The organism is Candidatus Electronema sp. PJ (genome assembly GCF_048287395.1).
GTDB lineage: Bacteria > Desulfobacterota > Desulfobulbia > Desulfobulbales > Desulfobulbaceae > Electronema.
This window is the reverse complement of record NZ_JBLWEO010000024.1, coordinates 99,973-113,697: the sequence shown is the minus strand read 5'-3', so window position 1 is coordinate 113,697 and position 13,725 is coordinate 99,973. Positions and strand designations below refer to the sequence as shown.

Genomic DNA, 13,725 nt, shown 5'->3' with positions numbered 1-13,725 from the left:
CTCCTTTTCCCCCTTGGTCAGAATGAGCTTTCACTTATCCCATTTCACCAAAAAATCGGTAAAACCGAGCAGCGGTACAGAGCAGCAGGAAGTAATTGGCGGGCAGCAGCCCTTTGCCTTAGTCAAATATTTTTCCTTTACCTCCCTGACCGTGATCCTGCTGGCTTCCCTGATTCTGACCTGGAGTTTTTCCCAGAACACCCGCAAGACCATCCTGGAGCGGAGCGAAATCTATTCGCGCATGTTCGCAGAAAGCCTGAACCGGCAGGTTTTTTACCTCTTTGTCCTGCCGACCTTTGTCCGCTACGGGCGGATTGCCCTGTCTGATCCGGTGCAATTCGGGCAGCTTGATCTTATCATCACCGACATCACGCGAGGCATGAGCATTAAGTCGGTAACGATCTTTGACTCCAAAGAAAACATCATCTCCTATTCAACCGAAGTAGAGTTGGTGGGCAAGAAAAACGCCGGTGGCATTGAGTATCAGAAAGCCCTCTTGGGTGAAAGCTCCACGGTGCTGATGTCGAGCGGCTCCATGCTCAATCTGCTCCTGCCTGGCAGTTTGCCAGTCTCGAGCCAACTCCAAACTTATGTACCTTTTCGGCAGGACAGGGGAGCTTCAGCAGGAGAAATCATGGGCGTGGTGGCTGTGACCCAGGATCTCTCAGCAGACATGGAGGCCTTGTTCTCGCTGCAACTGAAGATCATCCTGTTCTCGCTGCTGGTGATGAGTATTCTCTTTGCTGTCCTGAGTGCGATTGTGATCCGCGCAGATCGGATTATGGAAGCGAGAGCAGAAGAACGGCGGGAGTTAGAGAAACAGCTGCATGAGTCCAAGCGCTTGGCTGCTTTGGGGAAGATGATTGCTTCTGTCTCGCATGAGATTAAAAATCCGCTCGGCATTGTTCGCTCCACAGCCGAGATTATTGGTAAGAGGATTAGTAAGGTTGCGCCAGGCAATGAGCATCTAGCAGGTATTATCGTTCAGGAAACTACCCGGCTCGATGGCATTGTCCGGGAGTTTCTCGATTTTGCCCGGCCTAAAGACCTGACTCTTGCACCTGGCTCGCTGAATGGTTTGGTCGAACGGATGGCTGTGTTCATGGAAGCGGAATTTACAGTTAAACAGATCAAGCCAGTTCTGGATCTTGATTCCTCGCGAGAGGAAATTCTGATGGATGGAGAGCAGATCTATCAGGTGCTCCTCAACATTGTCTTCAATGCTGTTCATGCCATGTCAGAAAAAGGCGGTACGCTTACTGTTCGTACCCGGTCACTCCCGGAACATGGCGCACGACTAGAGATTGCTGACACGGGCTGCGGCATGTCTGAGGAGAAGATGGCGCAAATTTTCATCCCCTTCTACACCGATAAAAACCGTGGTACTGGTTTGGGTTTGGCGATTACGAAAAATATCGTGGAGAAGCACGGTGGAACCATCACTGTGCAGAGTAAAGAAGGGGTAGGAACGACTTTTGTGGTAACTCTCGGCAGTCACCCAGAGCCTGATTAGCCTGGCAGCTGCTGGGCCACAGTTGTTAAGACTGCGTCAGCCGCAAAAGGCTTAACGATAAAGTCTGCTGCGCCAAGGGCTAACCCTTTTTTCCGGTCTTCGCCGTCTTCTTTGCCAGAGATGAAAATAACTGGAATATGCGCCGTCGCTGGATCTGCCTTGAGTTCCCGGCAAACGGCAAAGCCGTCCATGCCGTCCATCATGATGTCCAAGAGGATTAAATCCACTGCGCTTGGATCTTGCCGAACGATTTTCAGGGCTATTTCCCCCTTTGGTGCGGCCTTTACTGCATATTGCTTCTGTAAAATCATGTTCAGCAACATGAGATAGCTGGGCGTATCGTCAACTGCCAGCACGCATCTCTTCTTCGGTGGTTCCATGACCTGATCCGGGTTGGATAAAAGGAAAATTGGCGGCCTGCGCGATGCGATCACGCAGTTTGCGCACAATCTGCACCGTGCCTTCAAAATTGTCCAGCTCTTCGCACATTACCTGCTCATAAAATTTACAAGCATAGCAACTACTGAGATCACGGGCAAAGGTACCCTGAACCTTGTCGGCAGGCCCAGACATAGTGCCAGTTAACGCCCAGCAAGCCCGACCGCCGTTGAGTCCGCCGTTAGTACCGTTGATTGCAGTCAGGGTGGCGGCAGGACAGATGCCATCCCGCTTTGCATTGATCCCGCCCGGCTGCCGCCCGCACTGCTTTACCTCCCAGCAGTTCCGTTTCGCCATGCCTGTCCCCATGCCGTTTAGAGCGGATTTGCGGGCTGCATCAACAGGCCGTCAAAGACCGCATCAATGTTCTCGTTGTCCAAGGATTCTGCCACGTCGCGCAGGTGCCGCTCCTGGGGTGCGGCAGGTGGCTTGGCCTTCTGCGCTTCTTTTTTGGGAGCGGGCGGCTGCGGCTTCCGCTTTGGTGGCAGGACGATTTCCGGCATTCGGAAATCCTCGGCTAACGATTCAATCACCTTGTTGATTTCCAGCTTGGCGATACCGAGGCTGTCTGGGTTGTCAACCAACAGTACCAGATGAATGTGGCACTTACCAGGTTCAGCCCGCAGCGGGTTCCTGCCCTCGTTCAGGCAGCGAAGCAGGATTAAGGCTTTTTCCGTATGGATGTAGGTGAACTGGCAGCGGCCAAAGCCCATGTCAATAGCGGTCTTCTGGGCATTGACCAGTGCTCTGTTGGCAAGGGAGGCGACGAGCTTCAGATCAAGGTCAAAGGGTTCACATTTGGCCAACAGACGACCCTCGGCGGAAAACAGAGCCGTGCCGAGAAAGCCATCTATTGCTGCCAGTCGGGACAGTTTTTTCTGCACATCCATAGCTGATCCTTGGTTGAGGGGAGCAGGATTTTTTTATTTTAACAGAAAAAACAGCGACGGAGAAGGACGATCAACAGAAAAGGCAGGGCAGTGCGGAATTGTAAGGAAAAAATCCCTGTTTTTTCCGCCTGCCGCTATTCCACCAAGGTGAAGGTGATAGTTGAGCCGTGTGCTGCCGGAATAGGTACAATCGACTTCCGGGCTGGCCTGCCCATGCGGATCAGGGCGGCCTGACAGACATTCATGATCGGGCAGGTGAAAGGAGTCTCCATGCCTGTGGTCTTCAGGACTGCCTGGGTCATATCCCAACCCTGGCAGCCCTGCACAGTCACGATCAGCCGATTTCCGTCCTGCTTAACCGCGAAGGAACCGACAAAACCCAGCTCTTCGGTGAATGTTCGGCCTATGCTGGCCAGGGCGGCGGCTGGCTCCTTGCCCTCGATCTTCAGCCCCATCTCCTGCTCTAAAATCTCAAGGATGCTTCTCCCGGTTTCGCTCATCACAGCTAAGGCCGCCTCACCGAACATCTCATGCAGTGACTTGGCCATACCAGCGATCATGAGGCTCATCAAACGCATCTGTTTTTTGCTTTCCGCTTCCGCTGCCATGCGCTCCCCTTTTGTCTTGAAAAAAATAATGAACAGGACTACCTATTCCGGCTTGGCCAGCAGCTTGCGCAGATGCTCGATATACCGCTGGGCAACCAGACGCATATTGCCGAGGGTGCCTTCCCGGCTGACTGCAATGCCAACGTAGTGCTGTGGGGTGATGAAGCGGGTGAGAATCCAGGCGTTTTTGGTCTGTACCAGATTTTCCTCCAGCTCGCCCAACCCCTTGAGCGAATCCACCGATTTCTCAACCAGCTTCATCACCATTGCAAACTTCGCGGAAAATGCCTCCACGTCTGCGCCGGTTGGGTTGTGCAGAGCCAAGGTGATGCCGTCCATCCCGGTCACCTGAATAGCCAGCACGCCGTCCATCTCATCCGCCATCTTCTTGAGTAGGTCTTTGATGCCCATGTTTTCTCCTGTTGCTGTCAAAGTGATTGTAGGAGCAGTTGGTTGATACTGTTCTTCCTTAAGTCGGGCCAGCTCCTGTCTGGCTGTCTCCAAAGGATTGCTGAAGTCCTCATCATGGCCATACGCTTCTTCATGCTTGGCTGCCGCGAAGAGAAGCGGCAGTAGCTCAGACTGCATCCGAGTACCAGGCGCAGGGGAGGGAAACTCCTTCATGCTTACCCTAGTATCCTCCCAGGCCAGCATCTCTAAGGCCGCTGCGTCACCGGTCAGATGATCAACCTCTGCGTCGATCAGCTCTCCCTCGCGAAAGAATAGGCTACCATTCCTACCGGAGGGATGAAACACCTTAATATGCACGGTTTTTTCCTCCATTGCCACCATCTGGAGGAAACTACTCAACGAGAGACCGAAGAGACTGCGGCTTTGCTCCTCATGGACATCCAAGGCCTTACTGATCGCCATTTCCAACGCTTCGATGTCTAAAGGCTTATCCAGCACATTGAGCGCGCCAGCCTTTTTGAGCTGCTTTTCAATCAGCGGAGTGCCGAAGGCGGTCATGACAATATGCGGCACCTCAGGAAAGGATTCGCTCATCACCGAGAGCAGCTCGATGCCGTCCATCACCGGCATCCGCAGATCTGTGACTACCAGATCAATTCTGTTCCGATCAAGGAGGTCAAGGGCATCCCTTCCGTTTTCCGCTGTCAGCACATGAAAGTGTCCGTTATGCTCAAAGCCGGACTTGATGCTCAGGAGCAGCTCCGGCTCGTCATCAACGATCAGAACCTGCTTCATCGGCGGACGATTTTGGACTTGTTCTGCCGCTGGAGGCGGAGTAGCTCCTTCCGCACTCTATCCAAGCAGTCACTGCTGCCGTACTGATCCAGGCGACAGGAGGTGTTAAGGAGCAGATAGACCAAAGCGGAATTGACACGCGGCTCAGGGAAGGGCGGCCTATATTCCTTCAGTCCCAGGGTGAATTCCTGCCATTCGAGCATGGCCAAGACCGCGCTGTCGCCAGTCAGCTCGCCCTGCTCCGCATCAATCAGCAGACCATCCCGGAAAAAGAAGCTGCCGCAGGCCCTGTCCTCAGGGCGGAAGACTTTAAGATGGATAGTTCTATGCTCCATCGCCGCCAGTTGGAGGAAGATTTCCAGCGGCAGGCAGCTGCTGCGTCCGCTCCATCCATCCAAGGCCCTAGTGATCTCGTACTCTAGCGTATCGATGTCCAGTGGTTTTTCTAAAACGGTCAGCGCGCCCGCCTGCTTCAGCTCCTGCTTCATAACTGGCGAACTGAAACCAGTCATGACGATGCTGGGAATTTCAGGGAAAGATTCACTTAAAGCCAGCAGCAGCTGGATGCCGTCCATATCAGGCATACTGATGTCAAGCACAGCCAGATCAAGGCCGCCGCTGTCGATGATGTCTAAGGCCTCTCTGCCGCTGGCCGCTGTCACTGCCCTGAAGCAAGGGTTGCCCTCCAATCCGGCGCAAATGCTGAGGAGCAGAGCCGGGTCGTCGTCCACAATCAGCACCTGTTTCAAGGCGGATGTGGGCGGAAGATTGTCTTTACCCGTTGCGGGGGTTATACTGATATCAGTCTGATCTGCGGTTTGCATGGTCTGCGCCTCCTTGCTGCTGGGGGAAGAACTGCTCCGCAGGCGGCAGGGAGCGGTCCTGCGGCTCTCATGTTAGCAGCAACTCCGGCTGAAATAAACAGAAATCTGACAGAAGCCGCAACAAATTCTGACCGGAAAAACGCGATGAACACCGAAGCTGCCCGCATTCTTGCGGTTGACGACGAGCCTGCGGTTCTGGGGCTGCTCCATCACGTCCTGGAGCAGGAAAAATATCAGGTGCTCAAGGCGGCTGATGGCAGGGCTGGCCTCAATCTGGCCAAAACAGAGCATCCTGATTTAATCCTTCTTGACATCAATCTACCAGACATTTCCGGCTTTGATGTTTGCCGGAAGCTGAAGGCTGATGCCGACACTCTTGGCATACCAGTGATTTTTCTCACTGGCGCAGAACAAGATGAAAGCGAATTCCGCAGTTTCGGCGCGGGCGCGGCGGATTTTCTCCGTAAGCCAATTAGCAAGGATCGACTTTGCGTCCGGGTGCGGAATGTTCTCCAAAGCAAAATGGCCACCGAGAAGCTGGCCCAGCAGGCCCGCGATCTGGCCTTGACCAATGAGCGGCTTAAGGAATCGCTGATCATGCAGGAACAGGTGCGGCGTAACCTGCTGCAAAGAGATCAGATCCTCTGTGCGGTCAATTACGTGGCCAAAACTTTTCTGCAAACTCCGCGCTGGCAGGATGTGATCAGCGAAATCCTGAGCTATTTAGGCGGCACAGTCAATTGCGAGCATGTCTATCTCCGTATTTTCGCCGAGGATACGACAGAACAGCAAGATTACTCTTGGGCAAGGCCAGACTGCCCGCCCGAATGTTCCAGCATTGACCTGCTCGCTGGCTGGCGGTCGCCTGCTGCCGCGTTGAAAACCGGCAGACCGTTGATCGGCGTGGACAGTGCCTTGCCCGCCTCGGTGCTAGAGGAAATGGAGAAGCATAATATCCGTACCTGCCTGATTCTGCCGGTTTATGTGGGCCAGAATGTGCGTGGTTGCCTCGGTTTTGATTGTAGTTTAGCCAAGCGTTCCTGGGAATCCTCGTTAGTACGGGCAATGATGATCTCTGCAGATGTGATTGGCACAGCTTTACAGCGGAGTCAAGAGTCAGAGGAGCGGCGTAGGCTAGCTGCAGCGATCCGGGAATTCGCTGATTGCGTACTGATCACTGACCCAGAGGGCCAGATCATCTATGCCAATCCAGCCAGCCAGTCTGTCACTGGCTGGCCGCCGGAAGAACTGGTCGGGAGTAAATTGAGCAACCTGCCTGGCGGTGGGGAAGAGCAGCCTACCTGGCCGGAACTTTTTAACTGCGCGGCTCGAAACGGACAGTGGCACGGCGAACTCAGCAGCTACCACAAGGATGGCAGCCTCTACGAGGAGTTGGCAGCAGTAGTACCGGTCAAGGACGGCCAGGGCCAGATGAGCAGCTATTGCGTTATCCGGCGCGATCAAACCGAAAAAAAACGCTTGGAGTGTATAGCTGCTGCTGCCAATTTGATGGAAAATGTCGGCTTTGTCTTCTCAGGAGTTCGGCACGAGCTGGCCAATCCGCTCAACTCGCTCAAAATGGCTCTCAGTGTCCTCCGGCGGCAGATGGATAGCCTTGGCCGGGAAAAGATCAGGGAGTTTCTTGACCGCTCAATGGGCGAGATCAACCGGATGGAGTACCTGCTTTCAGCCTTGAAAAATTTTAATCTCCTGGAGAACCAGCAGCCCGCCCCCCTTGATCTCACCGCCTTTGTCCAGAAATTTAAACGCCTGCATGAGCAAGATCTACGGCACAAAGGTATCCGCTTAGAGCTGGTTGCTGAGGGGGTATTATTCTGTTTAGCTGACGAACGCGCTCTGCACCAAGTGCTCCTCAATCTGCTGACCAACTCGGTCAATGCCCTAAAAAAGCAGGCTAGCCCAGTCATCTCCATCTCGCTGGCCCGGAGCAAGCCGCAGTGCATCCAACTCCGCTTTCAGGACAACGGTTGCGGCTTCTCGCCCCATGTCAGAAAGCAGCTTTTCAAGCCTTTTTTCACCACTCGAATCAACGGCACCGGTTTAGGCCTGACCATTGTCAAGAAGATGCTCACCGCCATGAACTGCACAGTGACGATGGATGGACAAGAGGGGAAAGGGGCTTTGGTTGAGATCACCTTACCGGAAGCTGCGCCGCCCGATACGACTGCTGAGTTCCCTGGCAAATAGGCCGAGACAGCTTTTTTGTTTGGAAAAAGCAGCGGCTTCGTATATCCTTTGAGCCTTTGCGCCCGGCTTTCAGAAGAAACTGGGTAGGCTTCCTCTCCCGTTAATACATCATACCCTTGCTAGCCATGACCGCAGTCCGCTCTCGACCCAAAAAAGCAGAACCCTTTCATTTTGCCGCTACTTGCGGAGCCGGACTAGAGGACTTGGTCAAAGAGGAGATGATCTCCTTTGGCGGCCTGGAAGTGACGACCTCACCAGGTGCCGTGCATTGGCAATCCGCCGGTTTAGAGTCAGCCTATCGCGCTTGTCTCTGGTCTCGCTTTGCCTCCCGCATTCTCCTGCAACTAGCCCAGTTTGTTGCTGAGAATCCAGACGATCTGTATGAGCAGGCCGTGAAAATCGACTGGGGTAGGCATTTCAGTGGCAACAAGACCTTTGCGGTCAGCTGCACTTTGGCCAATACTAAGCTGAACCACAGCCAGTATGCTGCCCTCAAGATCAAGGATGCGATTGCCGATCAGTTCCGCCGCCAGACCGGCAAGCGGCCTGATGTGGATACCCGCAGCCCTGACATCCGCATCAACTTGCATGTAGAGGGAACAGCGGCCTCGCTGTCTTTAGATTTGTCCGGTGAAAGCCTGCACCGACGGGGTTATCGGGAAGATGGCGGCGAAGCACCGCTTAAGGAGAGCTTGGCAGCCGCTATCTGCCAACTTGCAGGGGTACGGCCAGGCATGGATGCGGATTCCTGTTTGCTTGACCCGATGTGCGGCTCAGGGACGCTGCTGATTGAGGCAGCCCTGATGCTGGGCGATTCAGCCCCTGGCTTGCTCCGCGAGCATTTTGGCTTTATGGCTTGGCTTGGCCATAATCCCAAGCTCTGGGAAAAGCTCATTGCTGAAGCCTTGGAGCGAGAAGACCAGCTAGCAGACAGCGAGTGGCCGCATATTATCGGCTATGATGCTGATCCCAAGGCTGTGGCCTCGGCCCGCAAAAACATTACCAAGGCTGGGCTGGCTGACCGGATCACAGTCAAGCAACGGCAGATAGCCCAGCTCAAACCGCCGACCGAACAAGGGCTGTTGATCACCAATCCGCCCTATGGCGAGCGGCTCTCAGAAAAGGAAGCGGTCAAATATCTCTACCGCTGCTTAGGGCGAATCTTCCGCATCAGCTTTCCTGGCTGGCGCATGGGCTTTTTCACCGCCAACCCAGAGATGACCGACATGCTCGGTCTGTCTTGGCAGGAGCGGCACCGGCTGTACAACGGCCCGCTCAAATGCCGCCTCTTGACTGCGGTCTCGCCCGGCGGCACGGAGCAGGAGCCGCAGGTTTGGCCGCTGGCTGAAACCGACCCAGAACTGCCTGCCCAGGATTTCCACAATCGTTTGCGCAAAAATTGTCAGGCTCTTTTCCCGTGGGCAAAAGAAAACGGCATTACCTGCTTCCGGGTGTATGATGCTGATATCCCCGAATTCAACCTCGCGGTTGATCTCTACGAGCAATGGGTGCATGTGCAGGAATATGCCGCACCTGCCTCAGTTGCGCCGGAAAAGGCCAAAGAGCGGTTCAACCAGGCTCTGCAAGTAATCCGCCACCTGCTGCAAGTGCCGCACTCGCAGATCTTCATCAAAAGCCGGGAACGGCAGCGCGGCAAGGAGCAATACCAGAAAGAGGGCGAAATCGGCAAGTTGTACGAGGTACATGAGGGCGGTGGCCGTTTTCTCGTCAATTTCACCGATTACCTGGACACCGGCCTCTTCCTTGATCACCGCAAAACCAGAGCCATGCTGGCCGCGCTGGCGCAAGGCAAGACCTTCCTCAACCTTTTTGCCTACACTGGCTCGGCCACAGTTTATGCGGCTATGGGCGGCGCGACCTCGACCAAGACTGTTGATCTCTCTGAGAAGTATTTACTCCGTGCCCAAGCCAATCTCGCCCTTAACGGCTATGGCGGCTGGCTGCATCAGTTTGTCGAGGACGACTGTATCACTTGGCTCAAAAATTCCTGCCGAGAACACTATGGTCTGATCTTTGTTGACCCGCCTACTTTTGCCAATTCCCGCCATAAAGACTTGGTTTTTGATATTCAGAAGGATCATCCTGAACTGCTGCGTTTAGCCATGCAGCGGCTGATTGCGGGCGGCACCTTGATTTTCTCCACCAACTTCAGTAAGTTCAAACTCGACGAGAACTTGGAGCAGGAGTTTATGGTCAAAGAACTCACGGCCAAGACCGTGCCGCGTGATTTTATCGAGAGCAAGCCGCATCGCTGCTGGCAGTTCCGCCATCGCGTCGAAAAGGAGGAGCAGGCAGATGAAGCCAAGTGAGGAGATTGTCCAGCTTGTTGATCAGGACAACCAGGAAATCGGGGTGATCAGCCGTCAATTGATGCGGGAGCAGAGACTCACCCACCGGGCCTGCTATATTCTCGTGTTCAACTCGGCTGGTGAGCTGTTCATTCAGAAGCGCACCCAGAGCAAAGATATTTACCCTGGCTATTGGGACGTGGCCGCAGGCGGAGTGGTTCTAGCTGGGGAAAGCTACGAAGAGTCCGCCGAACGCGAGCTGGCCGAAGAACTGGGCGTAAGCGGCGGGCAGCTCGCTTTTCTCTTTGACCAATATTACGAGGACGAAAACAACCGGGTTTGGGGCCGGGTTTTCCGCTGCGTGCATGAAGGGTCGTTTGTCCTTCAGAAGGAAGAGGTGGAATCTGGGCTATTTCTGTCGCCCGCAGCGGCTCTGCAACTCAGTCAGCAGGAACCGTTCACGCCAGATGGGATTGTGTTGCTCCAGAAAATTCTCCTGTAGCGGTGTTTTCTGCTTAACCCCTAGAAAATATTCCTTTCTTGCTCGATTACAAAGGAGTTTGGCTTGGCCACAGAGGAGTTTTGCCGACTTCAACTCCTTTCTTACCGAGCCAAACTCCTTGGCAAACGAGTTGAACTCTTCTCTTATGGAGCCAAAAACTGTGAGGTCTCAGGTCTATTAAAATCCTAGCAACAAAAAAAAGGGGGTTGCGATGGGAAGACGATTCAGTATTCCGCTGAAATTTTTCGGGGTGTTCATTCTGACGATGCTGCTGGTGGCTGGCTCTTTTATGGCCACCCTGAATTCTCTGCGCAAGCAGGTTTCCCGCAATGAAGCCCACGCCATAGCGGATCAAGTGTTGGCCTTCCGCTCATGGATCGCCCAGAGTGGCATGGTTTGGGTGCAAAAAATGGCTCCAGGCTTTCACGATTTCCTCGACGAGCAGAGCAGTACCTCTGGTACTACCTTTTACGGCAAAAACCCAGCCATGGCGACCAGAGAACTGTCGTTCATCATGACGCGGGAATCGGCCCGCTCGACTTTTCGCGTGACCAGTGACAAGTATCGCAAAGAGGAAAATGCACCGGATGCCTTTGAATCAGCAGCTATCGCCCGTTTTCAGACAGACAAGGCTCTTGAGTTTGTCGAAAAGTACGAAGAGGGAAAATACCGCTATGCCCAGCCCTTGTTCGTTGAGCAGAACTGCCTGCAATGCCACGGCGATCCAAAGGATGCGCCCCAAACAGTGATTACAAAATACGGCAAAGAAAAGGCCTTCGGGTATAAGATCGGCCAGGTGCGCGGCGTGATCAGTGTTACGGTGCCAGCGGTTGGTCTTAGGGATGTCCTGAAGTCATTGGCCAACCCCTATTCTATCGCCTTGCTGGTTATCTCGTTGATCCTGAATATTCTCTTTATCCGCTCGGTAGTTATGCGCCTTGTTGAGCTGACTCGCAACGCTGAAGCCATAGCTGCGGGCAAGTTGGAAACCGTGCTGCTCTATACCAATCCCTCGGAATCCAATGACGAGCTGGATCATCTCTATCATGCGGTCAATCTGCTGAAACGCAGCTTAGTGATTCTGTTCAAGCGGATCAACAACCACGGCGGGAAGTGAGGCAAACTGCTGCTGTCTGGACCAGCGATAGAAGAAAAGCCCTTGCCAATGCAGGCAAGGGCTTGCTGGATCAAGAGTAAAGCGAGGTGAGAAAAATCAGCTTACGCTTGATTGCTCCAGCTCATCGACATGCTTGCCAGTTCAGCTTGAAGATTACCATCGGTTTAGTCTGGAGGTCAATCGTATCCAGGGCGATATAACTTGGATTGCTTTTGGCTGTTACAGAACTATTGATACGCAGTTGTACGTCGCGGCCACAAGGACTGTTGGTCACTGTACCATAGAGTTTCTCATCGCGTTCAACAAAGTTACCAGAGGGACGTGATGTTTTGCCAGGCATAGGCGTGCCAGCAAAGAAATATCGGCGGAACAGCTCAACTGAACCTTCAGCATAGCCCATCCAATCCGCAGTCAGGGTAGAGACCTGAAAACCAGCTGGGACATGGACAGGTACGGCAAAGTTGCAGGAAGTACGTTCCATTTGGCTGCGAGCTTTACTGAGCGGTTTAGCCGCATCGTACTTGTCAAACATCACAGTCAAGGTAGGGCTGTTTTCACCGGTAACAGTCATTGAACCTGCTGGACAGCCTGTGCCCGCAAAATCCATAGGGGCTTTAAAATATGGGGTTTGCTGGGCAGCAGCTTGGGTTGCAGCAAATGCCAGTAGGGCCGACGCAAGCGTAATTTTCAGGGCCTTCATAATTTCACTCCTTGTACTGGAAAAGATTTTCATAGCCATCCAGCACAGAACTGGATGTTGAATAGCAGTCATATAAATACTGATGCGAGTTTTTGTCAACTAAAAGCGTAACTTTCCCTTAAATAGTACAATCACTCCTCCTCCCCTAGATATGCCCGGATCACTGCTGTGTTGCGGCGCACCTCCTCTGGCTTGCCTTCGGCGATCTTCTTGCCATAATCCATGACAAAGATATGATCAGACAGGCTCATCACCAGCTTCATGTCGTGCTCGATCAGGAGGATGGCAATGCCCTCATTTCTGATCTCGCAGATCAGGCGGTCAAGCTCGACGGTCTCCTGTGGATTCATGCCTGCTGCGGGTTCATCCAGCAAGAGAACTAGCGGCTCTGTGGCCAAGGCGCGGGCAATCTCCAGCTTCCGCTGTGCCCCGTAGGGCAGATTCTTGGCCAGCTCGTCCGCAGAAGTAGCCAGCCCGGTCTTCTCCAACAGGGCAAAGGCGCGGGCCACCGTCTCTCTCTCCTCCTGCATGGTCTTTCTATCACGGAAAATTGCACCGAGCAGCCCGGCGTTAGTTCGGCAATGCCGTCCGATCATCACGTTTTCCAGCACGGTCATTTCCGGGAAAAGGCGGATGTTCTGGAAGGTGCGGGCCAGCCCAGCCTGCGTCACTTTGTGCGGAGCCAGGCCGTTCAGCAGCACTGCTTTGTTGCCGTTGGGTAGATGAAGCTGAATCTGGCCGGAAGTCGGCTTGTAGATGCCGGTGACGCAGTTGAAAAAGGTGGTCTTGCCTGCGCCATTGGGGCCGATTAAGGCGGTGATCTCGCCTTGTCGGATGCAGAGGTCAAGGCCGTCCAAGGCGCGGATGCCACCGAATTGCATGGTCAGGCCGCTGACTTCGAGGATGAACTGTTCTACACAGAGGTTATTTGATAACAACTTAGCCTTGCTTAAGCAGCTGGTTGTACTGTTCATCAGAGATTTCAGCTTGTTTAAGAATAGTTTTCAACGTCCATCGGTCTAATTCCTTATGGTCAGGGATAATAACAACACTACCGGTCCGATGGTGCTTCATTTTGATATGACTTCCGCGTTGAGATGTTTCTTCGTAACCAAGCTGCTGAAACAACTTGACCAGCCTGCGCCCGGATACCAGCAGGGGCTTTGGACTCATACAGCCACCTCGCAGATCTTGTATTTATCTGGCGGCAACATAAGATCATGCGGATCGGCTTCAAGATACAGCTCTATCGCTTCCTTCAAATTTGCAATTGCTTCCTGCTCCGTCCGTCCTTGCGTGACGCATCCTTTCAATGCCGGGCAGAAGGCGACTATAAAACCGTCCATCCCCTGTTCCAGAACGACTTTGAGCTTCATTGTTTTATTCTCCTGTTGAATGGATTTCATCGCT

At 53.6% G+C, this 13,725-nt stretch carries 15 protein-coding genes; 5 read left to right on the top strand and 10 right to left on the bottom strand.

Translation table 11 applies throughout. From position 1 onward, the window contains the following. Positions 1–22 precede the first annotated feature (22 nt). The gene (locus ACNKIB_RS03575; protein ID WP_417909175.1) at positions 23–1,513 is read left to right on the top strand and encodes a two-component system sensor histidine kinase NtrB; all 1,491 of its coding nucleotides are present in this window, start codon (positions 23–25) and stop codon (positions 1,511–1,513) included. On the opposite strand, the gene ACNKIB_RS03570 is transcribed toward ACNKIB_RS03575, so the two are convergent. The 6 genes from ACNKIB_RS03570 to ACNKIB_RS03545 all read right to left on the bottom strand — a co-directional run bounded on the left by ACNKIB_RS03570 (position 1,510) and on the right by ACNKIB_RS03545 (position 5,479). Next, positions 1,510–1,869 carry a response regulator gene (locus ACNKIB_RS03570; protein ID WP_417909174.1) on the bottom strand — a complete coding sequence of 120 codons (360 nt, stop codon included), beginning with the start codon at positions 1,867–1,869 and terminating at the stop codon, positions 1,510–1,512. The two genes, ACNKIB_RS03575 and ACNKIB_RS03570, sit on opposite strands and share 4 nt — an antisense overlap. Further along, positions 1,856–2,248, bottom strand: coding sequence for a two-CW domain-containing protein (locus ACNKIB_RS03565; RefSeq protein WP_417909173.1), 393 nt, complete (start codon positions 2,246–2,248; stop codon positions 1,856–1,858). The genes ACNKIB_RS03570 and ACNKIB_RS03565 overlap by 14 nt, the downstream gene beginning before the upstream one ends. A 17-nt stretch (positions 2,249–2,265) precedes the next feature. Next, complete coding sequence (locus tag ACNKIB_RS03560) at positions 2,266–2,841, bottom strand: roadblock/LC7 domain-containing protein (RefSeq protein WP_417909172.1); 576 nt, start codon at positions 2,839–2,841, stop codon at positions 2,266–2,268. Positions 2,842–2,975: 134 nt separating this feature from the next. Continuing rightward, positions 2,976–3,419 carry a hypothetical protein gene (locus ACNKIB_RS03555; RefSeq protein ID WP_417909171.1) on the bottom strand — a complete coding sequence of 148 codons (444 nt, stop codon included), beginning with the start codon at positions 3,417–3,419 and terminating at the stop codon, positions 2,976–2,978. Positions 3,420–3,491: 72 nt separating this feature from the next. Then, a complete protein-coding gene (locus ACNKIB_RS03550; protein WP_417909170.1) occupies positions 3,492–4,655 on the bottom strand; it encodes a response regulator in 1,164 nt (387 codons plus the stop codon). Further along, positions 4,652–5,479, bottom strand: a complete 828-nt coding sequence (locus ACNKIB_RS03545) for a response regulator (RefSeq protein WP_417909169.1) — start codon at positions 5,477–5,479, stop codon at positions 4,652–4,654. The genes ACNKIB_RS03550 and ACNKIB_RS03545 overlap by 4 nt, the downstream gene beginning before the upstream one ends. 144 nt (positions 5,480–5,623) lie before the next feature. Here ACNKIB_RS03545 and ACNKIB_RS03540 point away from each other — a divergent pair, with 144 nt between their 5' ends. From ACNKIB_RS03540 to ACNKIB_RS03525, 4 genes are all read left to right on the top strand, one after another. Further along, the gene (locus ACNKIB_RS03540) at positions 5,624–7,687 is read left to right on the top strand and encodes a response regulator (RefSeq protein ID WP_417909168.1); all 2,064 of its coding nucleotides are present in this window, start codon (positions 5,624–5,626) and stop codon (positions 7,685–7,687) included. Positions 7,688–7,812: 125 nt separating this feature from the next. Beyond that, entirely contained in the window at positions 7,813–10,017 is a 2,205-nt protein-coding gene (gene rlmKL, locus ACNKIB_RS03535; protein ID WP_417909167.1) for a bifunctional 23S rRNA (guanine(2069)-N(7))-methyltransferase RlmK/23S rRNA (guanine(2445)-N(2))-methyltransferase RlmL, read from the top strand. Continuing rightward, a complete protein-coding gene (gene yfcD / locus ACNKIB_RS03530; protein WP_417909166.1) occupies positions 10,004–10,498 on the top strand; it encodes an NUDIX hydrolase YfcD in 495 nt (164 codons plus the stop codon). Before rlmKL ends, yfcD begins: the two co-directional genes overlap by 14 nt. A 211-nt stretch (positions 10,499–10,709) precedes the next feature. Continuing rightward, entirely contained in the window at positions 10,710–11,615 is a 906-nt protein-coding gene (locus ACNKIB_RS03525; RefSeq protein WP_417909165.1) for a c-type heme family protein, read from the top strand. A 121-nt stretch (positions 11,616–11,736) separates the two neighbouring features. On the opposite strand, the gene ACNKIB_RS03520 is transcribed toward ACNKIB_RS03525, so the two are convergent. The 4 genes from ACNKIB_RS03520 to ACNKIB_RS03505 form a co-directional block, all read right to left on the bottom strand. Beyond that, positions 11,737–12,315, bottom strand: coding sequence for a DUF4360 domain-containing protein (locus ACNKIB_RS03520; RefSeq protein ID WP_417909164.1), 579 nt, complete (start codon positions 12,313–12,315; stop codon positions 11,737–11,739). A 131-nt stretch (positions 12,316–12,446) separates the two neighbouring features. After that, a complete protein-coding gene (locus ACNKIB_RS03515) occupies positions 12,447–13,196 on the bottom strand; it encodes an ABC transporter ATP-binding protein (protein WP_417909199.1) in 750 nt (249 codons plus the stop codon). A 58-nt stretch (positions 13,197–13,254) separates the two neighbouring features. Beyond that, entirely contained in the window at positions 13,255–13,488 is a 234-nt protein-coding gene (locus ACNKIB_RS03510) for a type II toxin-antitoxin system HicA family toxin (RefSeq protein WP_417909163.1), read from the bottom strand. Beyond that, positions 13,485–13,721 carry a type II toxin-antitoxin system HicB family antitoxin gene (locus ACNKIB_RS03505; RefSeq protein ID WP_417909162.1) on the bottom strand — a complete coding sequence of 79 codons (237 nt, stop codon included), beginning with the start codon at positions 13,719–13,721 and terminating at the stop codon, positions 13,485–13,487. The genes ACNKIB_RS03510 and ACNKIB_RS03505 overlap by 4 nt, the downstream gene beginning before the upstream one ends. Between the last annotated feature and the right edge of the window lie 4 nt (positions 13,722–13,725).

Excerpts from the sequence above, each read along its gene's own strand:
- ACNKIB_RS03575 (WP_417909175.1), top strand. The coding sequence starts at position 23 with ATGAGCTTTCACTTATCCCATTTCACCAAAAAATCGGTAAAACCGAGC.
- ACNKIB_RS03565 (WP_417909173.1), bottom strand. The coding sequence starts at position 2,248 with ATGGCGAAACGGAACTGCTGGGAGGTAAAGCAGTGCGGGCGGCAGCCG.
- ACNKIB_RS03560 (WP_417909172.1), bottom strand. The coding sequence starts at position 2,841 with ATGGATGTGCAGAAAAAACTGTCCCGACTGGCAGCAATAGATGGCTTT.
- ACNKIB_RS03555 (WP_417909171.1), bottom strand. The coding sequence starts at position 3,419 with ATGCGTTTGATGAGCCTCATGATCGCTGGTATGGCCAAGTCACTGCAT.
- ACNKIB_RS03550 (WP_417909170.1), bottom strand. The coding sequence starts at position 4,655 with ATGAAGCAGGTTCTGATCGTTGATGACGAGCCGGAGCTGCTCCTGAGC.
- ACNKIB_RS03545 (WP_417909169.1), bottom strand. The coding sequence starts at position 5,479 with ATGCAAACCGCAGATCAGACTGATATCAGTATAACCCCCGCAACGGGT.
- ACNKIB_RS03540 (WP_417909168.1), top strand. The coding sequence starts at position 5,624 with ATGAACACCGAAGCTGCCCGCATTCTTGCGGTTGACGACGAGCCTGCG.
- rlmKL (WP_417909167.1), top strand. The coding sequence starts at position 7,813 with ATGACCGCAGTCCGCTCTCGACCCAAAAAAGCAGAACCCTTTCATTTT.
- yfcD (WP_417909166.1), top strand. The coding sequence starts at position 10,004 with ATGAAGCCAAGTGAGGAGATTGTCCAGCTTGTTGATCAGGACAACCAG.
- ACNKIB_RS03525 (WP_417909165.1), top strand. The coding sequence starts at position 10,710 with ATGGGAAGACGATTCAGTATTCCGCTGAAATTTTTCGGGGTGTTCATT.
- ACNKIB_RS03520 (WP_417909164.1), bottom strand. The coding sequence starts at position 12,315 with ATGAAGGCCCTGAAAATTACGCTTGCGTCGGCCCTACTGGCATTTGCT.
- ACNKIB_RS03515 (WP_417909199.1), bottom strand. The coding sequence starts at position 13,196 with ATGCAATTCGGTGGCATCCGCGCCTTGGACGGCCTTGACCTCTGCATC.
- ACNKIB_RS03510 (WP_417909163.1), bottom strand. The coding sequence starts at position 13,488 with ATGAGTCCAAAGCCCCTGCTGGTATCCGGGCGCAGGCTGGTCAAGTTG.
- ACNKIB_RS03505 (WP_417909162.1), bottom strand. The coding sequence starts at position 13,721 with ATGAAATCCATTCAACAGGAGAATAAAACAATGAAGCTCAAAGTCGTT.